Raw genomic sequence first — 21,170 nt, forward strand, 5'->3', positions numbered from 1 at the left:
TATTCTGATTGTGGTATAATCTATAAGAATGTTAAAAAGATAAAGGAGCACATTACGAAATGAAACGTATTGCTGTTTTGACCAGTGGTGGAGATGCCCCTGGTATGAATGCTGCTATTCGTGCAGTCGTTCGTAAAGCAATTTCCGAAGGAATGGAAGTTTATGGAATTTATGGCGGCTACGCTGGAATGGTTGCTGGTGATATTTATCCACTTGATGCGACTTCAGTTGGAGACATTATTTCTCGTGGAGGAACTTTCCTTCATTCAGCACGCTACCCTGAGTTTGCAAAACTTGAAGGGCAATTAAAGGGAATCGAACAACTGAAGAAACACGGTATTGAAGGTGTAGTTGTTATCGGTGGAGATGGTTCTTACCATGGTGCGATGCGCTTAACAGAGCATGGCTTCCCAGCTGTTGGTGTACCTGGAACTATTGACAATGACATTGTTGGAACAGATTTCACTATCGGTTTTGATACTGCTGTTACAACTGCAATGGACGCGATTGACAAGATCCGCGATACATCATCCAGTCACCGTCGTACTTTCGTTGTTGAAGTAATGGGACGTAACGCTGGTGATATCGCACTTTGGGCAGGTATTGCTACAGGTGCAGATGAAATTATCATTCCTGAAGAAGGCTTCAAGATTGAAGATATCGTTGCCAGCATCAAACGTGGCTATGAAAAAGGTAAGAAGCATAATATCATTGTTCTTGCTGAAGGTGTTATGTCAGCAGATGAGTTTGGTAAAAAGCTGAAAGAAGCTGGTGATACTAGCGACCTCCGCGTGACTGAACTTGGTCACATCCAACGTGGTGGTTCACCAACTGCTCGCGACCGTGTATTGGCTTCTCGTATGGGAGCGCATGCCGTTAAACTACTTAAAGAAGGTATCGGTGGTGTTGCCGTAGGTATCCGTAATGAAAAAATGGTGGAAAGCCCAATCTTGGGAACTGCTGAAGAAGGCGCACTCTTTAGCCTGACTGCAGACGGCAAAATCGTTGTCAACAATCCACATAAAGCTGATATCGGCTTAGCAGAGCTTAATCGCAGCATTAATATTTAATTGGTCAATCAGGGGCGAAATCCCCAAATAGTAGAAGGAGTTTCTTAATATCATGAACAAACGCGTAAAAATCGTTGCAACTTTAGGTCCTGCGGTAGAAATCCGTGGTGGTAAAAAATTCGGTGAAGACGGATACTGGGGTGAAAAACTGGACGTTGAAGCTTCAGCTCAAAATATTGCCAAATTGATTGAAGCAGGAGCAAACACTTTCCGTTTCAACTTCTCACACGGTGACCACCAAGAACAAGGTGAGCGTATGGCAACTGTTAAACGTGCGGAAGAAATCGCTGGTAAAAAAGTTGGTTTCCTTCTTGACACTAAAGGTCCGGAAATCCGTACAGAATTGTTCGAAGGTGACGCAAAAGAGTACTCATACAAAACTGGTGAAAAAATCCGCGTTGCGACAAAACAAGGAATCAAATCAACTCGCGATGTGATTGCTTTGAACGTTGCTGGTGGACTTGATATCTACGATGACGTTGAAGTAGGTCGCCAAGTATTGGTTGACGATGGTAAACTTGGTCTTCGCGTTGTAGAAAAAGACGATGCAAGCCGTGAATTTGTAGTTGAAGTTGAAAATGACGGTGTTATCGCTAAACAAAAAGGTGTAAACATCCCTAACACTAAAATTCCTTTCCCAGCACTTGCTGAGCGTGACAATGACGATATCCGCTTCGGTCTTGAGCAAGGAATCAACTTCATCGCGATTTCATTTGTACGTACTGCAAAAGACGTCAACGAAGTTCGTGCAATCTGTGAAGAAACTGGTAACGGACATGTTCAATTGTTCGCTAAAATCGAAAACCAACAAGGTATTGACAACTTGGATGAAATCATCGAAGCTGCTGACGGTATCATGATCGCTCGTGGTGACATGGGTATCGAAGTACCATTCGAAATGGTTCCAGTTTACCAAAAAATGATCATTACTAAAGTCAATGCAGCTGGTAAAGTTGTTATCACAGCAACAAACATGCTTGAAACAATGACTGAAAAACCACGTGCGACTCGTTCAGAAGTATCAGACGTATTTAACGCTGTTATCGACGGAACTGACGCTACAATGCTTTCAGGTGAGTCTGCAAACGGTAAATACCCACTTGAGTCAGTAACTACAATGGCTACAATCGATAAGAACGCTCAAACTCTTCTTAACGAATACGGACGTTTGAACTCAGATACTTTCGAACGTAACTCTAAGACAGAAGTTATGGCTTCAGCTGTTAAAGATGCTACAAACTCAATGAATATCAAATTGGTTGTTACTTTGACTAAAACTGGTCACACTGCTCGTTTGATCTCTAAATACCGTCCAAATGCTGATATCTTGGCATTGACATTCGATGAATTGACAGAACGTGGCTTGATGTTGAACTGGGGTGTTATCCCAATGTTGACTGAAGCACCTTCATCAACTGATGATATGTTCGAAATTGCTGAACGTAAAGCAGTTGAAGCAGGTCTTGTTGAGTCTGGTGACGATATCGTTATCGTTGCAGGTGTACCACTTGGCGAAGCGGTTCGTACAAACACAATGCGTATCCGTACAGTACGTTAATTTATTTCATAGTATGCAAAAACCGATAGATCCATTCTATCGGTTTATTTTTTGTTCTAGAGTTTTTAATTGATTTCGTAATGGATATTCTCTATATCACTTTTTCTCTTTTCTAGATTCTAATACCCAACCGATTATCCAGCAGCAGACTAGCAGATAATTTTCAATCCAGCCCAGTAGGTTTGCTTGATTTGCTTCTTCAAGATAGCCTAGCAGATGGTTGGTACCAAAGCCCAGTCCACCTAGAATCAGTGCTAGCAGGGTCATACGTAGATAAAACCAATCATACTTTATGTTAGCGGCAATGACTAAAGGCAGAATAGCCAGATTCCAGAAACCAATTTCTCGCTGCCAGTAGGGAGCTAGACCATAGATTGACTCATTGCTCAAGAGCTGGGGCTGGGAAATCTGGATCATAGCTGCGCCCAGCATAGCTAAGATCAGTAAAATGAAAATCACTCGTAAAAATTTATTCATACCTGTCTCCTTTCTTCTTTGTATATTATAATGTTTTTGAAAATGATTTTCAAGTTTTCATTTTTTACAAAAGAAAGCTCTAATAAAATATTTTACAGCTAAGTCCTATCTTTTTAGGTGATTTTGTGGTATACTAGGTTAGTTGCAGAAATACAGTTTTTCTATTCAGTGGGAACTAGCGACCGAGTCGGCGCTTTTTTAGTGCCTGGACTTGAGAGACCATATTTATGAAGAGAAGAGCGAATACTCTCAGGAAATCGAGATTTAGCAAGCGAAATCACTTGGGATGTTTCGATAGTTGAGTATTAAAAGCCTTATAAGGTGGCTTCGCACCGCCTTTAGAAAGAAGAAGAACATTGAAATTTAATGAATTACATTTATCTGCTGAACTGTTAGCAGAGATTGAAAAAGCTGGCTTTGTAGAAGCAAGCCCTATCCAAGAACAGACGATTCCACTTGCCATGGCAGGTAAGGATGTTATTGGTCAGGCCCAGACAGGGACAGGAAAGACAGCTGCTTTTGGTTTTCCGACGCTGGAGAAGATTGATACAGATAATCCTGCTGTGCAAGCATTGGTTATCGCTCCAACCCGTGAATTGGCTGTTCAGAGTCAGGAAGAGCTGTTCCGTTTTGGCCGCAGCAAGGGCGTCAAGGTGCGTTCTGTCTACGGTGGCTCCAGCATCGAAAAGCAAATAAAGGCCCTCAAATCAGGTGCTCATATCGTCGTAGGAACACCTGGTCGTCTCTTGGATTTGATTAAGCGCAAGGCGCTTAAGCTGAATCAGATTGAAACTTTGATCTTGGACGAAGCGGATGAAATGCTTAACATGGGCTTTTTGGAAGATATTGAGTCTATCATTTCCCGTGTGCCAGAAGAACGTCAGACCTTGCTCTTTTCAGCGACCATGCCGGATGCTATCAAGCGCATTGGTGTCAAGTTTATGAAGGAGCCTGAGCATGTCAAGATTGCTGCTAAAGAGCTGACGACAGAGCTGGTAGACCAGTATTATATCCGTGTCAAGGAAAATGAGAAATTTGATACCATGACCCGCCTGATGGATGTGGAGCAGCCAGAGCTGTCTATCGTCTTTGGTCGGACCAAGCGTAGGGTGGATGAACTGACTCGTGGCCTGAAAATACGTGGTTTCCGAGCAGAGGGTATCCATGGTGATTTGGATCAAGGCAAGCGCCTTCGCGTTCTGCGCGACTTTAAAAACGGCAATTTGGATGTCTTGGTGGCGACAGATGTGGCGGCGCGTGGGTTGGACATTTCTGGTGTGACCCACGTTTACAACTACGACATTCCGCAGGATCCAGAAAGCTATGTTCACCGGATTGGTCGGACTGGTCGTGCTGGTAAGTCAGGTCAGTCGATCACTTTCGTATCACCAAATGAAATGGGCTATCTGCAGATTATCGAAAATCTGACCAAGAAGCGTATGAAAGGCCTTAAGCCAGCAACTGCGGAAGAAGCCTTTCAAGCTAAGAAAAAAGTTGCCCTTAAGAAGATTGAACGCGATTTTGCGGATGAAGGCATCCGCTCTAACTTTGAGAAATTTGGCAAGGATGCTCGCAAGCTGGCAGCAGAATTCAGCCCAGAAGAGCTGGCTATGTATATCCTCAGCTTGACGGTACAGGATCCAGATACCCTTCCTGAAGTAGAAATTGCCCGTGAAAAACCACTGCCATTTAAGCCATCTGGCGGCGGCTTTGGCGGAAAAGGGAAGAGTGGCCGTGGCAACGGTCGTCGAGGTGACCAAGGTCGTGATCGTCGTGGTGGACGCGAAGACCGAGATGGCGGGCGTCGTGACTTTAAACGCAAGTCAAATAAGAATAGTCGTGATTTCGAAAGCAGAGGGAACAAGCGTCCGCACCGTACTTCCAGCGAAAAGAAAACCGGATTTATTATCCGTAATAAAGGCGATAAATAAACAGAAAATCCGATGTCATTAGACATTGGATTTTTTGATTGAGGAGAATCTAGATATCTTTCGTGATTTGTTTGAAAAAGGCACAATGAAAACGCATAATCAAACAATATTCGATTTTTTTGAAAAAAAGTATACATTTTTTTGTTTATATGAGAAAATTGTAGTATAATGAAGTAAGAAAGGGTACATGGACATTAAGGTGATTTGAAGTGTCTAAGGAACCTGACAAGAAAAATAGACTTTGTGAGAAGTCTCTAGACATCAACCACAAGGAGGATTGTACATGAAGGAAAGTCGTCATAAGGTGATTTTACAAGAGCTGGACCAGACGGGAGTTGTGTCTGTAAAGAACCTGAAGGAATTGCTGAATGTAACAGATATGACCATTCGGCGAGATTTGATTGATCTTGAGAAGCAAGGACTTTTGATTCGAGTGCATGGTGGAGCTCATAAAAAAGTGAAAGATAGCTTGAATGAAGCTTCGCATTCTGAAAAAACGATGTTAAATATAGAGGAAAAGAAGCTGATTGCCCAAAAATGTGCGGATCTGATTGCTGAAGGAGACACAGTTTTTATCGGATCAGGTACTACAACGGATTTTATAGGCGATTATTTAGAAGGGAAAAATATCAGCATTGTAACCAATTCTCTCCCTATTTTCGAAAAGTTGAAGGATTATCCTAATTTTGATTTGATATTGATTGGAGGGCGCTATCGGGTCAAGACCCAGACTTTTGTCGGGCAGTTTGCCAATAAACTTCTGCAAGAAATTAAGGTGTCCAAGGCCTTTATTGGAGTGAACGGAATTGATGGTCACAATGTGACGACTGCCAATGAAGAAGAAGGAAATGGGAATGCCATCATTCTTAACAATGCAATTGAAAAATATATCGTGGCAGATAATAGCAAATTTGATAGCTATTCTTTCTATAGTTTTTACCGTTTGGACAATATTGACGCGATTGTAACGGATGACCATATCTCTCCGAAAGTGAGAGCGAAATATAGTTCTTACACCAAGGTTCTCTGATTTGATCGTGTTGTCATGAATGTTAATTTTAGATTCTGGAAGCTGCGAATTTCGTAGCTTTTATTTCTTATTGCAGATGAATAATTTTATTTTACAATGGACGAAAAGTTCTTGTATATCAACTTAGACTTGCTAGGATATTTTTATGACTCGTGTTATTCTTCAGCCATGCAGAATGACGAAATGTTCTATCTTCATATGAACATTAAATTTTTAAGTTATTAGATAAATAAACAAAAAATAACAAAACAAACTATTGACAGCGCTATCACATAATGATATAATTAATTAAACGAACAAAAAGAAACAAAAGGAGAGATAAAAAAATGGCGCTTGCCCAATTATTTGATGAAAATCTAGTGTTTTGTTTACATGCGGAAAATCAAGAAGATCTTTTTCATCAAGTAGCTGATTTGTTAGAAGAAAGAGAAGTTGTAACTTCTTCTTATCGAAACGCTTTACTTGAAAGAGAAAAGGCGTTTCCAACCGGATTGGATATGGAATTTTTAGGCAAGGACTTGCCGAATGTTGCCATACCTCATACGGATATTGCGCATAATTTGACTGAAAATGTGGTAGTTGTTAAGCTAGATCAGCCTGTAACCTTCCACAATATGATTTCTCCTACGCAAACCGTTGAAGTGTCTCTCTTGTTCTTTATTATCAACAACTCTAGCTCAAGCCAGACCAATATCTTAGCACAGTTAATGGATTTCTTCACTAGCGAAGGGAATCTAGCTGGTTTAGCTTCTTTGAACTCAAAAGAAGAGTTGTTCCAATATATTTCAAAAGTTATTAAATAAATAAATCGGAGGATTTTATTATGATTAAAATTTTAGCAGCCTGCGGAGCAGGGGTAAACTCAAGTCACCAAATTAAGAGTGCTCTTGAGGAAGAGTTGTCAAACCGCGGTTATGATGTGCATTGTGATGCCGTGATGGTTAAGGATGTCAATGAAGATCTAATGCAAGGTTATGATATCTTCACGCCAATCGCTGCAACAGATCTTGGTTTTGAACCAGGAATTCCAGTTATCGAAGCTGGACCAATTTTGTTCCGTATTCCTGCAATGAGCGCTCCAGTATTTGACAATATTGAAGCAGCTATTAAAGAACACGGACTAAGTTAATCTATTCTTTATCTTGTTAACATTCATATAACAAAAAAGGGAGGAATTATTATGGATGTCATTATTGACCTAGCCAATAAGATTTTCAAGCCGATCTTGGAAATGGGTGGTCCTATCATCATGCTGATCATCTTGACAGTATTGGCTTTACTATTTGGAGTGAAATTCTCCAAAGCGCTTGAAGGTGGTATCAAACTTGCCATCGCTCTTACTGGTATCGGTGCCATCATCGGTATGCTTAACGGAGCTTTCTCAGCTTCACTTGCTAAATTCGTTGAAAACACTGGTATCCAGTTGAACATCACTGACGTTGGTTGGGCACCACTTGCAACCATCACTTGGGGTTCTCCATGGACCCTATACTTCTTGCTCATCATGCTCATTGTCAATGTTGTTATGTTAGCTATAAAGAAAACAGATACATTGGATGTAGATATCTTTGATATTTGGCACTTGTCAATTACTGGCTTGCTCATCAAATGGTATGCAGATAAGAGCCATGTAAGTCCTGCTGTGTCACTCTTGATTGCAACTTTAGCAGTTGTCTTGGTTGGTGTCTTAAAGATTATCAACTCTGACTTGATGAAACCAACTTTTGATGATTTGTTGAATGCGCCAAGTTCATCACCAATGACTTCAACTCACATGAACTACATGATGAACCCTGTTATCATGGTTTTGGATAAGATTTTTGACAAATTCTTCCCTGGGTTGGACAAATATGACTTTGATGCTGCCGCTTTGAATAAGAAAATCGGTTTCTGGGGATCTAAATTCTTCATCGGTTTCCTTCTTGGTGTAGTTATCGGTATCATGGGAACTCCGCACCCAGTGTCTGACGTTGCCGAAGCAGCAAAATGGTCACTTGTTATCAAAGGATGGTTGTCTCTTGGTTTGACTGCGGGTGTCTGCTTGGAGCTCTTCTCACTTATCGGATCATGGTTTATCGCAGCCGTTGAACCACTTTCACAAGGTATTACTAACGTAGCAACAAAACGTCTTCAAGGACGTAAATTCAACATTGGTCTTGACTGGCCATTTATCGCTGGTCGTGCAGAAATCTGGGCCTGCGCTAACGTACTTGCCCCAATCATGTTGATTGAAGCAGTTTTGCTTTCTAATGTAGGGAATGGTATCTTGCCATTGGCTGGTATCATCGCCATGGGTGTGACACCTGCCCTTCTGGTTGTTACTCGTGGTAAATTGCTTCGTATGATTGTCTTTGGAACACTCTTATTACCACTCTTCCTTCTTTCAGGTACCCTGATTGCACCGTTTGCAACAGAACTTGCTAAAGGTGTAGGTGCCTTCCCTGAAGGAGTTAGCCAAACTCAATTGATCACTCACTCAACACTTGAAGGACCAATCGAAAAACTCTTGGGCTGGACTATTGGTAATACTACTACAGGTGATATTAAAGCTATCATTGGTGCTATTGTCTTCCTTGGTGCTTATATTGGAATCTTTGCTTGGTACAGAAAGCAAATGATCAAACGGAATGCAGAATATGCAGCAAAAGCAAAATAATATCCGTTAACTATTGTTAAATATTGTAAGACTAGGGAAGCTAGATTGTCCATTTCCAAATGGGAATGTTGATAATCTGGCTTTTCCTATGTGATGAATACTAAGCAGAGAGAAGTCAGAAGCCTGCCTTTTTCTCTGAAGTAGAGAGGAGATTTGGATGGTGATCGCGCTAGAAAATGATGAATTGACAGTGCAGTTTGAGAAATTGGGAGGAGCGCTTTCTTCAATTAAGGATAAGGATGGCGTGGAATACCTCTGGCAGGGTGATGCGACCTATTGGAGTGGTCAAGCTCCAGTTCTTTTCCCCATTTGCGGAAGTTTGCGTAATGACACCGCTCGCTATGTATTAAAAGATGGTCAAGAAGCGAGTGGAGTGATTCCTCGGCATGGTCTCGTTCGCAAGAAAGAATTTGAATTGGTTGAACAAACGGATACGAGTGTGACCTTTGCTATTGAGGATACAGAGGAGATGTTTCAGAACTATCCCTATCATTTCCGCTTATCGATTCGCTATAGCTTGACTGGTAAGAAGCTTCGTACCCAGTATATCGTAGAAAATCTTGGAGATAGTGGCGCTATGCCGTACTTTATCGGAGGTCATCCTGGCTTTAACTGTCCTTTACTTGATGATGAAAAGTATGAAGATTACTATTTGGAGTTTGAAGAGGAAGAAACTTGCAGCGTTCCTCTCTCTTATCCTGAAACTGGTATGTTAAACTTTCTCGAACGTACAAGCTTCTTAAATCATCAAAAAGAACTAGATTTGGACTATGATATCTTTGCTAAAGATGCAGTGACCCTTGATGAGCTAAAATCGCGGACTGTTGCTCTTCGTTCTCGGAATCATGATAAAGGGTTACGTTTGGAATTTCAAGAATTTCCAAATCTAATTATCTGGTCAACTATTAACAAAGGACCATTTATAGCCTTGGAACCTTGGTCAGGTTTGTCGACCTCGTTAGAAGAGGAGGATTATTTAGAAAGCAAGAAAAATGTCCGTCTACTCCCAGCAGGAGAAAAAGAAGAAATTGGATTTGATATTACTATTTTTTAAAGAAAAATTTTAAAAATGTTTAAAAACAAACATATAATGTTGACAATGAACATAAAATGTTGTATTATAAACTTGTGAATCAAATAACGTTTAATGTTTTAAAACATTTTAGTTCATTATATAGAAAATTAAAGGAGGACTTAATATGTCTATTATCATTGGTGCAGATGCTGCAGGTTTGAGATTGAAAGAAGTTGTGAAAGACTTCTTGGAAAAAGAAAACTTCCACGTAGTGGATGTTACGGCTGAAGGTCAAGACTTTGTTGATGTGACTCTTGCTGTTGCTGCAGAAGTAAACAAAGAAGAACAGAACCTTGGTATCGTGATTGATGCTTATGGTGCTGGTCCATTTATGGTTGCAACTAAAATCAAAGGTATGGTAGCGGCAGAAGTATCAGACGAGCGTTCTGCTTACATGACTCGCGGACACAACAACTCACGTATGATCACTATGGGTGCAGAAATCGTTGGTGATGAATTGGCGAAAAATATTGCTAAAGGATTTGTTAACGGTAAATACGACGGTGGACGTCACCAAATTCGGGTCGATATGTTGAACAAAATGTGCTAATTAGATTACAGTAAGAAAGGTAAGATAAAAATGAGAATTGCAATTGGATGTGACCACATCGTAACAGATGAAAAAATGGCGGTTTCAGAATTTTTGAAATCAAAAGGACATGAAGTCATTGACTTTGGTACTTACGACCATGCTCGTACACACTACCCAATTTTTGGTAAAAAAGTGGGGGAAGCTGTAACTAGCGGTCAAGCTGATCTTGGGGTATGTATCTGTGGTACTGGTGTTGGTATCAACAACGCTGTCAATAAAGTTCCAGGCGTTCGTTCTGCTTTGGTTCGTGATATGACAACAGCTCTTTATGCTAAAGAACAGTTGAATGCCAACGTTATTGGTTTTGGTGGTAAGATTACTGGTGAATTGCTCATGTGCGATATCATTGAAGCTTTCATCAATGCTGAATACAAACCATCAGAAGAAAATAAAAAATTGATTGCGAAAATTGAGCACGTTGAAAGTCACAATGCTCATCAAGCAGATGCAAACTTCTTTACAGAATTCCTTGAAAAATGGGATCGCGGTGAGTACCACGACTAAGAGGTGGCGCATGATTTTAACAGTCACGATGAATCCATCCATTGATATTTCCTATCCTTTGGATGAATTGAAAATTGATACTGTCAACCGTGTGGTGGATGTGACCAAGACAGCTGGTGGTAAAGGGCTCAATGTTACACGAGTTCTTTCAGAATTTGGTGATTCTGTTGCTGCTACTGGTTTGGTCGGTGGCAAACTTGGTGAGTTTTTAGTAGAACATATCGACGATAAAGTAACGAAACGTTTCTTCTCAATTCAAGGAGAGACTCGTAACTGTATCGCTATTCTGCACGGAGATAACCAAACAGAAATTCTTGAGAAAGGACCCGAAGTTCTGGAACAAGAAGGTCAAGATTTCTTGGCTCATTTCAAAAATCTTCTTGACACTGTGGAAGTAGTGGCTATCTCTGGTAGTCTGCCAGCAGGTCTTCCAGTTGACTACTATGCAAACTTGGTAGAACTTGCTAATCGCGCAGGAAAACCAGTTGTTCTGGATTGCTCAGGTGCAGCTCTTCAGGCTGTCCTTGAATCACCGCACAAACCAACAGTTATTAAACCAAATAACGAAGAATTGTCTCAGCTTCTTGGGAGAGAAGTTTCTGAGGAGTTGGATGAATTAAAGGAAGTTCTTCAAGAGCCTCTATTTGCAGGTATTGAGTGGATTATCGTTTCACTTGGTGCAAATGGTGCTTTTGCCAAACATGGGGACACTTTCTATAAAGTAGATATTCCTAGAATTCAGGTAGTCAATCCTGTCGGATCTGGAGATTCTACTGTTGCGGGTATTTCCTCAGGACTTCTTCATAAGGAATCGGATGCAGAACTCCTCATCAAGGCAAATGTCCTTGGTATGCTCAACGCTCAAGAAAAAATGACAGGTCATGTTAACATGGCCAACTATCAAGCTCTATATGATCAATTATTAGTGAAAGAGGTATAAAATGGCTTTAACAGAAAATAAACGTGCATGCTTAGAAAAACTTTCAGATGAGAATGGCATTATCTCAGCTCTTGCCTTTGACCAACGTGGTGCTTTGAAACGCCTCATGGCTCAACACCAAGAAGCAGAACCAACAGTAGAACAAATGGAAGAACTGAAAGTTTTGGTTGCAGATGAATTGACTAAATACGCTTCTTCTATGCTTCTAGACCCTGAATATGGACTTCCAGCTACAAAAGCTCTTGCACCAAATGCTGGTCTTCTCCTTGCTTATGAGAAAACTGGTTACGACACAACTAGCACTAAACGCTTGCCAGACTGCTTGGATGTTTGGTCTGCCAAACGCATCAAAGAACAAGGTGCGGATGCAGTCAAGTTCTTGCTTTACTATGATGTAGACAGCTCTGACGAACTTAATCAAGAAAAACAAGCCTACATCGAACGCATCGGTTCAGAGTGTGTGGCGGAAGATATTCCATTCTTCCTTGAAATCCTCGCTTATGATGAAAAAATTGCTGACGCAGGTTCTGCAGAATACGCAAAAGTGAAACCACACAAGGTTATCGGTGCCATGAAGGTCTTCTCAGACCCACGCTTCAACATCGATGTCTTGAAAGTAGAAGTTCCAGTCAACGTCAAATACGTTGAAGGATTTGGCGATGGTGAAATCGTGCATACTCGCGAAGAAGCAGCAGCTTTCTTCAAAGCACAAGATGAAGCAACCAACTTGCCATACATCTACTTGAGTGCAGGTGTATCAGCCAAACTCTTCCAAGAAACACTTGTCTTTGCCCACGAATCAGGCGCAAACTTCAACGGAGTTCTTTGCGGACGTGCAACCTGGGCTGGATCAGTTGAAGCCTACATCAAAGATGGTGAAGCAGCAGCTCGTGAATGGCTACGTACAACTGGATTTGAGAACATTGACGAACTTAACAAAGTTCTCCAAACAACAGCGACTTCATGGAAAGAACGCATCTAATTTAATCTTGAATGTAGAAATCAAAAAACGTAGTAAGTTTCAGGACTTGCTACGTTTTTCTTCTATATAAGCTAGTTTTTCAGCTCGTTTCTTCTTTTTGAAGAGGGCTTCAGCCGACATGGCTGCAGATTTGTCGGGATGTTCTTCTTGATAGATGAGTGTGACGGGCAATCGGGCGCGAGTGTACTTGGCTCCTTTTCCAGCCTGATGTGTTTTGAGACGAGCTTCTACATCAGTTGTATAGCCTGTGTAGAGGGTGCCATCTCCGCATTCAAGGACGTACATATAGGCTTTATTTTCCATAGTAAATCTCTTGAATTTCTGGTGTATAGCTGCCGTCTTGCTCGTGGATAAAGAGAGGCGGGAGGATTTTNAGACCGTCTGGTGAACCATCTTTGATTGCCTCAATTAAAAGCATATTGGCTTCTCTCCCCTGCTTGGGATAGACAAACTGGATGCGCTTAGGCGCTAGATTATGGTTTTTCATGGTTTCTAAAATATCCAAAAATCGGTCAGGACGGTGAACCATTGCTAAGCGACCATTGGACTTGAGAACTCGCTGGGCAATCGTGCAAATTTCTTCTAAGTTGGTAGCAACTTCGTGACGCGCTAGCAGATAATGCTCACTGCCGTTAAGATTGGAATGTTCATCGACCTTGAAATAGGGAGGATTGCAGAGAATGATGTCAACCTTACTGCCAGAGATGTGGTTGCCTAGATTTTTTAAGTCGTCATGGATAACCTGCATCTGTTGAGCAAGGTCATTCAGTTCAATGGAACGCTGGGCCATATCTGCCAAACGCTCCTGAATTTCCACTGCTAAAATCTGGGCCTGAGTCCGTGTGCTAGCAAAGAGACCAACAGCCCCGTTTCCAGCGCAGAGATCGACGATTAGCCCTCGGTTGGGTAATTTTGGAAAGCGAGAAAGCAGGACACTATCGACTGAATAGCTAAAAACCTCGCTATTTTGAATGATTTTAATATCAGTAGAAAAGAGCTGATTAACTCTTTCTCCGTCTTTTAATTTTGCTTCTGTCATACCAACATTATAGCATGATTAAGTGCTATTCCAAAGAAGAAAGAGAAATTTTATAGGAAAAAACACCTGACAGAAACAGTCAGGTGCGAATTTTAGTTGAATTCATATTTTTGCTTGATAGTACAAGCGATGAAAATTCCGATAAAGAAAACCATGAGAATCAGATAGACTGGCAAGGTTGCGGCTGTCAATGTTGCAATTTCCAAAAGGTGCTGCAGGACAAAGGCTGATAGATAGAATCCAAAGACAGAAAAGATAATGAGCAGGCTACGCCAGAGGTTGAGTGGCAGACAGGCCCGGATGACGGACAGGAAGCTGATGCTGCCTAGCAAGTAGTAGGTCAGAGTGGCCATTTCGATGTCGCTCCAGCCATGGCTGCTGCCCCAGATACGGACAAATAGCACGCTGAAGATAATCATGAGGGAGCTTGGCAGAGCCAGCTGTAGGGAGCGTTTGAGGAAGTGCTTTTCAACCGGCTTAATATTGCGCTCAAAGGTGAGGACAAAGGGTGGGAAACCTTCGACAAACTGGTCAATCAAGGTGATCTGAATCGGGATGAATGGGAAAATCAAGAGGTATTCAGGTTTTCCGAGCAGGATACTGGCGATACAGATAATAGCCAGGATGAAAGAATAAATGGTCTTGATGAAGAAAATAGGAGCAATCCGGCCGATATTGTTAACGACTCGGCGACCTTCAAAAAGAATCTCAGGGACATCGTTAAAGTCGGAGTTAAGAAGGACCAAGTTGGCAATTTGCCGAGTTGCGGGGTCGCCCTCGGCCATGACGATGGAGCAGTCTGCTTCACGCAAGGCCAAGATATCATTAACCCCATCTCCGGTCATGGCTGTTGTCCGACCAGCGGCCTTAAGAGTCTGGATGAGCAGCTTCTTTTGATGGGGAGAAACACGGCCGAAGATAGCTGTTTCTTCGGCCTGCTCAATCAGTTCTTGATCGCTGATTTTAGAGCAGTCGATGTAGCTGGCGTAGTTAGCAAATCCAGCCTGGCTCGCGATATGGGAAACGGTCACAGGATTGTCACCAGAGATGATTTTCAGATCAACATCCTGAGAGCGCAGGTAGTCCAGTGTCTCAGCCGCTCCCTCACGAATAGGGTCGGTGATTTCCAGAACAGCTAAAGCGATCATATCTTCAGGCAGACGGATGCTGTGTTTGTCTAGCACTTGGTCGCTGTGAGCCAGCACCAAAACCCGCGATCCGCGTTTTTGAGCCTCTCCAACCGCTGCAGGATTGCTGTCCAGCAGTATTTCGGGAGCCCCCAGAAAGATAGTTCCGACACTGGATAAGTGCATAGCGCCCCATTTTCGGTCACTAGAAAATGGAATAACATTGTCGCTAGTATAGGTGTGCTCCAGGTGGCCGTATCCCTTGCGGATAGCCTGGGCTGTTGGGTTATTATCCTCGCTGGTTTGGATGTAGGCTGCTAAGATTTGACCGACGGTCTCATCAGAAAACTTATCTGACAGGCTATGCAAGGCTTCAACAGTCATCTTACCTTGGGTAATTGTACCGGTCTTGTCCAGGCAGAGAGTATCTACCCGAGCCAGCGTCTCAACAGAATACATTTCCTGAACAAGGACCTTGCGCATGCCTAGCTTGATGACAGCTGTCAGGAGTGACGTGACTGTTAGCAGGGCGATTCCCTTAGGCAGCATACCCAAAAGAGCTGTCGAGCTGGTAATGACAGAGTTCTTGACAGGCAGGCCCTTTATCATCAGGGCTTCAAAGAAGAGAGCCATTCCGAAAGGAATGATGATTTTTCCAGTAAAGCGAGAAATTTTCGCAAGATTGTATAGAATGCGCGAGTTGATAGGCTTGAGGGTTTTAGCCTCAGTCATGAGCTTGTTGGCATAGTTGTCTGCGCCGACATGGTGTACCTCAGCATAGATCTGCCCACTAGCCAGAAAGCTACCAGACAGCAGCTCAGCGCCTCCTTCCTTGAGAACCAAGTCACTCTCACCTGTCAGCATGGCTTCATTGGCTTCAGCAACACCCTCTACCACACGGGCATCACTGGGAATCTGCTCGCCGGCTGACAGCTTGATCAGATCGCCCAGTACAATTTCTTCCGGCTGAATCTTGACTTCCTGACCGTCGCGGATGACTGTGACCAGCTCTCGGCTGACCAGATTGAGCTTGTCAATCATGTGTTTAGCACGCAGCTCTGTAATAATACCAGTGACGGCGTTAAAGCTGATGACTGCGAAGAAGACCAGATTGCTCCAGGCTTGGACAGAGACCAAGGCTAGAGCAATAACAAAGTTAAGGGCATTAAAAAGGGTGAAAACATTCCGCTTAACGATTTGCCAGTTACTGGTGCTGGTGTCACTTGTAAAATTGTTGGTCAAGCCCTGCGAAATCTTTTCATCTACTTGGATTTTGTTTAAACCAATTAATTCTTTCTTATTCATGAAAATAATGATACCATTTTTTTATAGAAATAGCTATCAGAATCAGCTGTTACAGCCAAAGTTTGGAAAAATATTGCAGACTATAAGGGTATAAGGTATAATGGGAAAGGATGTAATAAATTTCAAGTACAATCACAGTTTGAAATAAGGAGAGTTTATGTTTTATACCTATTTGCGAGGTCTTGTGATTTTTATTCTCTGGGCTTTAAACGGCAATGCCCATTACCATAATAAAGAAAAGATTCCTTCACAAGATGAAAATTATATCTTGGTGGCCCCTCACCGGACATGGTGGGATCCAGTTTACATGGCTTTTGCGACCAAGCCCAAGCAGTTTGTCTTTATGGCTAAGAAAGAACTGTTTGAAAATCGGGTGTTCGGCTGGTGGATTCGCATGTGTGGTGCCTTTCCAATCGACCGAGAAAATCCCGGTCCGTCAGCTATCAAGTACCCTGTCAATATGCTGAAAAAGAGCAATCGCTCACTGATTATGTTTCCAAGCGGCAGCCGGCATTCTACGGATGTCAAGGGAGGAGTAGCAGTGATTGCTAAGATGGCTAAGGTCCGTATCATGCCAGTGGTCTATGCTGGTCCCATGAGTCTCAAAGGCTTAGCAGCTGGGGAGCGCGTAGATATGAACTTCGGTAATCCGATTGATATTTCTGATATCAAAAAGATGAATGATGAAGGAGTTGAGGAAGTGGCTCGTCGGATTCAGGCAGAGTTTGACCGCTTGGATGCAGAAGTGGCGCCTTATCAAACAGGTAAAAAACCAAATGTCTTCTGGAGAATTTTGCGAGCACTAGCCTTTATTCCAGCCGCCTTGATTGGTATTCTGACCTTCATTTTTAGTTTCCTCGCAAGCTTTGTCTGGGATCCAGATAAGCATAGAAAATAATGCTAACAGCTTTTAGATTTTTATCTAAAGGCTGTTTTAGTTTTTCTTATTTATATTTGGAACTTTGTTTCAGATTTTTATATTTCCCTTTTCTTTTACGAATATAAAGATAAAGGAGAAAAATTATGTTTGAAGAAATAGTTGAAAAATTAAAGGAATACAAAATTTTTGTTGGACTTTCCTTATTGGGGGTCGTCTTGGCTGGCTTTTTCTTGCTGAAGGGCAACGCTCAGCCACAGAATCAGGTCAGTGCACTGGCTCAGGAAGTGGTCACATCAGCTTCATCTGAAACCAATGCAGAAAAAAGAAGTGCTAATCAGGAAAAAATCGACTCAGAAAAGGATATGGATTCAGAGGAATCTGAGAAAGAAGTAACAGTTGATGTCAAAGGTGCTGTCAAAAATCCAGGAGTTTATCAGTTGCAGGCAGGAGCGCGTGTGCATGATGCCCTACAAAAAGCAGGTGGCCTATTGCCAGATGCTGAGTCCAAATCCATCAACCAAGCTCAAAAATTAACAGATGAGGCAGTTGTTTATGTAGCAAAAGTCGGTGAGGAAGGAGCAGATGTGACGCAAACTAGTCAGACGCCAGCTGGAAATGGGGGAACAGAAAAAGGAAAGTCTGGCTTGGTCAATCTCAATACGGCGACCGAAGCTGAACTTCAGACAGTTTCAGGCATCGGTCAAAAGAAAGCACAAGACATCATCGCTTATCGGGAAGCCAATGGCAAGTTTAAGTCAGTAGACGAGCTGAAAAATGTTTCAGGAATCGGTGCAAAAACCTTAGAAAAGTTAAAAGACTATGTCACAGTGGATAAATAAATTTCCCATCAAACCTATCTATTTCTGTCTTTTGCTGGTGCTGGCCTACTTTGCGATTTACACTAGTAGTCTGCCAGCTTATCTAGGTTTGGCAGTTCTCCTTGTTCGGCTCTTTTGGCTTTATTCGACTAGAAATAGCCTGCTTGTTTTGGTGTTCTTGAGTCTCTTTGCAGGATTCTTCCTATTTCGGAGAGAAATGGCTAATCAAGCCTTTCAAGATGAACCGAAAACCATATCTGCCATTGTGATCAAGCCAGATACAATTAAAGTCAATGGCGACTCGCTTTCTTTTCGTGGCTATTCCAATGGTCGAACTTATCAGGCCTTTTATAAAATCCAGTCAGAACAGGAAAAAATCGCTTTTCAAAAGCTGAGCGATCAATTGTTTTTGGAGATTGATGGAGAACTCAGTTTAGCAGAAGACCAGCGCAATTTTTCAGGTTTTGACTATCAGGCTTATCTAAAAACGCAAGGGATTTATAGGATTTTAAAAATCAATCAAATCAAGTCCAGTCAGCATTTTAGCAGTCTTAATCCTTGGGACTGGCTGTCGGTCTGGCGCAGAAAGGCTCTGGTTTATATCAAAGAAAACTTTCCTAGCCCCATGAGCCACTATATGACTGGACTTTTGTTTGGTGATTTGGATACAGATTTTGCTGAGATGAATGAGCTTTATTCCAGTCTGGGGATTATCCACCTCTTTGCCCTATCTGGCATGCAGGTCGGCTATTTCATGGATGGTTTTCGCAGGATTCTCCTCAAATCTGGTTTGAAAAAAGAAACTGTCGATTGGATTCAGTTGCCCTTTTCCTTTATTTATGCGGGTTTGACGGGCTTTTCAGTGTCGGTCGTGAGGAGTTTAGTGCAAAAGCTGCTCTCGCAGTTTGGTGTGACTAAGTTGGACAACTTTGCTTTGACAATCATGCTCTTATCCATTTTCATGCCAAATTTTCTCTTGACGACGGGTGGCGTTCTTTCCTGTTCCTATGCTTTTGTCATCTCTATCATGGATTTTGAGCATTTACCTCCTATAAGAAAGGTGCTGGCAGAAAGTCTGACTATTTCACTGGGAATTCTACCGATTCTGATTTTCTATTTTTCCGAATTTCAGCCTTGGTCTATTCTGCTGACTTTTCTATTCTCAGTCGTTTTTGATCTTTTTATGCTTCCAGCCCTGACCTTTATTTTTGTCCTATCACCTCTTTTGAAAATCACTCAGGTCAATGTCTTATTTGAACTGTTGGAAGGGCTAATCCGTTGGACGGCGGCTATTTCTTCTCGACCAGTGGTTTTTGGTCAGCCATCTATCTGGGTGATGCTAGGCCTGCTTATCACTCTTGGCTTGCTCTATGATTTTCGCAGACAGAAGAAAGTTGTGACCTTACTTAGCTTGGTTCTTGCTCTGCTATTTTTCCTTACTAAACATCCTCTACAAAATGAAATTACAGTCATTGATATTGGGCAGGGAGATAGCATTTTCTTACATGATTGGCGGGGGAAATCTGTTCTGATTGATGTGGGTGGTCGAGTGGAGATTGGCAAGAAAGAAGCATGGCAGAAGAGGACTGCTTCGACAAATGCAGAAAAGACCTTGATTCCCTATCTGAAAAGTCGGGGAGTGAGTCGCTTGGATGTACTGGTTTTGACCCACACAGATGCCGATCACATGGGTGATATGTTGGAGGTGGCCAAGCATTTCTCTATAAAGGAAATTTACGTATCTAAGGGAAGTTTGACCCAGTCGGATTTTGTGGAGAAATTGGAGCGGATGCAGACGGGAGTTCATGCGGTAGAAGTAGGAGATAGCCTTCCAATTTTTGATGGAGCACTGCAAGTTCTTTATCCTGAGGAGACGGGCGACGGCAGCAATGACGACTCTGTCGTCTTATATGGACAATTTTTTGGAACCAGCTTTTTGTTTACGGGAGATTTAGAGGAGAAAGGCGAAGCTACCTTGATGCGGCGTTTTCCGCAACTCAAGGTGGATGTCTTAAAAGCAGGACACCACGGTTCTAAGGGCTCCTCCAGCACAGAATTTTTACATCAGCTTCAGCCCAAAATTGCCCTCATTTCTGCCGGTAAGAATAACCGCTACAAGCATCCTCATCGGGAAACTCTGGACAGATTTGAGAACATTCAAACACAGATTTTCCGGACAGATGAACAAGGAGCTATTCGCTTCAGCGGCTGGGATTCATGGCAGATTGAGACGGTGCGTTAGAAAATAAGAATAATAATTTATCAAAGCTATATCAATTGTTTTCTCGTGTTTCGGTAAGCCGTAGAACTGTGAGTTTTACTGGAATACAATAAATGAGAAAAGAGTCGTCAAGAACGAGAAACTAGTCAGCTTTACATTAAAAATCGGTATGTTCGGATCAATATAGGTTAGGTTCGATTCATTTTTGATCTAGAATTTGAAGATTAAGTGATATTGAGGTGTATCTGAATTTGAGTGATGGAAGCTAAAATATGGTATAATGTAAAAATAAAAAGAATTAAATTTAAGTTGGGAGCATATACTATGAAGTTCACACCAGAGAATAAAACAATAAAAACAATGTTTCGTTCATATCCTATTATGAGTATTCCGAACTTCCAGAGAGAGTATAGTTGGGATAAGTATTACTATAAACAGTTTTTTGAAGATATTATTGAAGGAATAGAACAAAAAGACGGAAAATTAAGTATTACAGATTATTTTGTAGGAACTATGGTTTTTTCAGGTTCTGAAAAAAATGATGTAAGTATAGAAGTTATTGATGGTCAACAACGTCTAACTGTTATTACTATATTGTTATCTGTTTTGACAAATAAATTTAAAAATATAAATGAAAAAGAATTGGCAAGTGCAACATTTAATTATATTAAAACTAAAGATGATTATGGAATGCCGATTCCTAAGTTGAAAAGCATTACTTCCTACCCTTATTTTGAATCGTATGTCCAATCAATTGAAAAATGTGAAGTCTCTCCAGCAACGGAAGAGGAAGAGAATATAAAAAAAACTTATGATTATTTTGAATTAGCACTTGAAGAACAAAATTTAAGAAAATTTAGTAAGTTTGATACAAGTATTCCTTATAGAAATTTATTAGTAGCAATTAGAGATCAGATTCTTCAGATTAATGTTATTTCTATTTTAACTGAAGAAAAGGAATATGC

At 41.6% G+C, this 21,170-nt stretch carries 20 protein-coding genes; 16 read left to right on the forward strand and 4 right to left on the reverse strand.

What is annotated here, in order from left to right; all coding sequences use genetic code 11:
• Positions 1 to 59 precede the first annotated feature (59 nt).
• Together pfkA and pyk are read left to right on the forward strand one after the other, a co-directional pair.
• Positions 60 to 1,070 (forward strand): 6-phosphofructokinase, encoded by a 1,011-nt coding sequence (pfkA, locus tag D8872_RS01085; protein ID WP_005590682.1) that lies wholly within the window; start codon positions 60 to 62, stop codon positions 1,068 to 1,070.
• Between the two features lie 52 nt (positions 1,071 to 1,122).
• Positions 1,123 to 2,628: a pyruvate kinase gene (gene pyk, locus D8872_RS01090; RefSeq protein ID WP_125373280.1), complete on the forward strand. Its 1,506-nt coding sequence runs from the start codon at positions 1,123 to 1,125 to the stop codon at positions 2,626 to 2,628.
• Positions 2,629 to 2,724: 96 nt separating this feature from the next.
• Here pyk and D8872_RS01095 read toward each other — a convergent pair whose 3' ends face one another.
• Entirely contained in the window at positions 2,725 to 3,105 is a 381-nt protein-coding gene (locus tag D8872_RS01095) for an Asp23/Gls24 family envelope stress response protein (protein WP_125389654.1), read from the reverse strand.
• A gap of 356 nt (positions 3,106 to 3,461) precedes the next feature.
• Between D8872_RS01095 and cshA the strand changes: the two genes are divergently transcribed.
• The 10 genes from cshA to lacD all read left to right on the forward strand — a co-directional run bounded on the left by cshA (position 3,462) and on the right by lacD (position 12,815).
• Positions 3,462 to 5,036, forward strand: coding sequence for a degradosome RNA helicase CshA (cshA, locus tag D8872_RS01110; RefSeq protein ID WP_125389655.1), 1,575 nt, complete (start codon positions 3,462 to 3,464; stop codon positions 5,034 to 5,036).
• A gap of 283 nt (positions 5,037 to 5,319) precedes the next feature.
• Positions 5,320 to 6,066 (forward strand): DeoR/GlpR family DNA-binding transcription regulator, encoded by a 747-nt coding sequence (locus D8872_RS01115; RefSeq protein WP_125389656.1) that lies wholly within the window; start codon positions 5,320 to 5,322, stop codon positions 6,064 to 6,066.
• 326 nt (positions 6,067 to 6,392) lie between these two features.
• A complete protein-coding gene (locus D8872_RS01120; protein ID WP_048763634.1) occupies positions 6,393 to 6,869 on the forward strand; it encodes a PTS sugar transporter subunit IIA in 477 nt (158 codons plus the stop codon).
• A 20-nt stretch (positions 6,870 to 6,889) separates the two neighbouring features.
• The gene (locus D8872_RS01125; RefSeq protein ID WP_005590672.1) at positions 6,890 to 7,195 is read left to right on the forward strand and encodes a PTS sugar transporter subunit IIB; all 306 of its coding nucleotides are present in this window, start codon (positions 6,890 to 6,892) and stop codon (positions 7,193 to 7,195) included.
• A 51-nt stretch (positions 7,196 to 7,246) separates the two neighbouring features.
• Entirely contained in the window at positions 7,247 to 8,722 is a 1,476-nt protein-coding gene (locus D8872_RS01130) for a PTS galactitol transporter subunit IIC (RefSeq protein WP_125389657.1), read from the forward strand.
• 157 nt (positions 8,723 to 8,879) lie between these two features.
• Entirely contained in the window at positions 8,880 to 9,776 is an 897-nt protein-coding gene (locus D8872_RS01135; RefSeq protein WP_125389658.1) for an aldose 1-epimerase family protein, read from the forward strand.
• 145 nt (positions 9,777 to 9,921) lie between these two features.
• The gene (lacA, locus tag D8872_RS01140; protein ID WP_125389659.1) at positions 9,922 to 10,347 is read left to right on the forward strand and encodes a galactose-6-phosphate isomerase subunit LacA; all 426 of its coding nucleotides are present in this window, start codon (positions 9,922 to 9,924) and stop codon (positions 10,345 to 10,347) included.
• Between the two features lie 30 nt (positions 10,348 to 10,377).
• Complete coding sequence (lacB, locus tag D8872_RS01145; protein WP_005590668.1) at positions 10,378 to 10,893, forward strand: galactose-6-phosphate isomerase subunit LacB; 516 nt, start codon at positions 10,378 to 10,380, stop codon at positions 10,891 to 10,893.
• A gap of 10 nt (positions 10,894 to 10,903) precedes the next feature.
• Entirely contained in the window at positions 10,904 to 11,833 is a 930-nt protein-coding gene (locus D8872_RS01150) for a tagatose-6-phosphate kinase (RefSeq protein WP_125389660.1), read from the forward strand.
• A gap of 1 nt (position 11,834) precedes the next feature.
• A complete protein-coding gene (lacD, locus tag D8872_RS01155) occupies positions 11,835 to 12,815 on the forward strand; it encodes a tagatose-bisphosphate aldolase (protein ID WP_125389661.1) in 981 nt (326 codons plus the stop codon).
• 39 nt (positions 12,816 to 12,854) lie between these two features.
• On the opposite strand, the gene D8872_RS01160 is transcribed toward lacD, so the two are convergent.
• The 3 genes from D8872_RS01160 to D8872_RS01170 all read right to left on the reverse strand — a co-directional run bounded on the left by D8872_RS01160 (position 12,855) and on the right by D8872_RS01170 (position 16,286).
• The gene (locus D8872_RS01160) at positions 12,855 to 13,118 is read right to left on the reverse strand and encodes a GIY-YIG nuclease family protein (protein WP_125389662.1); all 264 of its coding nucleotides are present in this window, start codon (positions 13,116 to 13,118) and stop codon (positions 12,855 to 12,857) included.
• The gene (locus D8872_RS01165) at positions 13,108 to 13,854 is read right to left on the reverse strand and encodes a tRNA1(Val) (adenine(37)-N6)-methyltransferase (RefSeq protein ID WP_125389663.1); all 747 of its coding nucleotides are present in this window, start codon (positions 13,852 to 13,854) and stop codon (positions 13,108 to 13,110) included. The genes D8872_RS01160 and D8872_RS01165 overlap by 11 nt, the downstream gene beginning before the upstream one ends.
• A gap of 92 nt (positions 13,855 to 13,946) precedes the next feature.
• Positions 13,947 to 16,286, reverse strand: a complete 2,340-nt coding sequence (locus D8872_RS01170) for a cation-translocating P-type ATPase (protein ID WP_125389664.1) — start codon at positions 16,284 to 16,286, stop codon at positions 13,947 to 13,949.
• 157 nt (positions 16,287 to 16,443) lie between these two features.
• On the opposite strand from D8872_RS01170, the gene D8872_RS01175 reads away from it, so the two are divergent.
• The 4 genes from D8872_RS01175 to D8872_RS01190 all read left to right on the forward strand — a co-directional run.
• On the forward strand, positions 16,444 to 17,184 hold the full coding sequence (locus tag D8872_RS01175; protein ID WP_125389665.1) for a lysophospholipid acyltransferase family protein: 741 nt from the start codon (positions 16,444 to 16,446) through the stop codon (positions 17,182 to 17,184).
• Between the two features lie 125 nt (positions 17,185 to 17,309).
• Positions 17,310 to 18,005, forward strand: a complete 696-nt coding sequence (locus D8872_RS01180) for a helix-hairpin-helix domain-containing protein (protein ID WP_125389666.1) — start codon at positions 17,310 to 17,312, stop codon at positions 18,003 to 18,005.
• Positions 17,986 to 20,226 carry a DNA internalization-related competence protein ComEC/Rec2 gene (locus D8872_RS01185; protein ID WP_125389667.1) on the forward strand — a complete coding sequence of 747 codons (2,241 nt, stop codon included), beginning with the start codon at positions 17,986 to 17,988 and terminating at the stop codon, positions 20,224 to 20,226. The genes D8872_RS01180 and D8872_RS01185 overlap by 20 nt, the downstream gene beginning before the upstream one ends.
• A gap of 237 nt (positions 20,227 to 20,463) precedes the next feature.
• The coding region (locus D8872_RS01190) for a DUF262 domain-containing protein (RefSeq protein ID WP_142999571.1) at positions 20,464 to 21,170 on the forward strand (707 nt) is incomplete at its 3' end.

It is taken from the genome of Streptococcus cristatus (genome assembly GCF_003943815.1).
In the GTDB taxonomy this organism is placed as follows: domain Bacteria; phylum Bacillota; class Bacilli; order Lactobacillales; family Streptococcaceae; genus Streptococcus; species Streptococcus cristatus_F.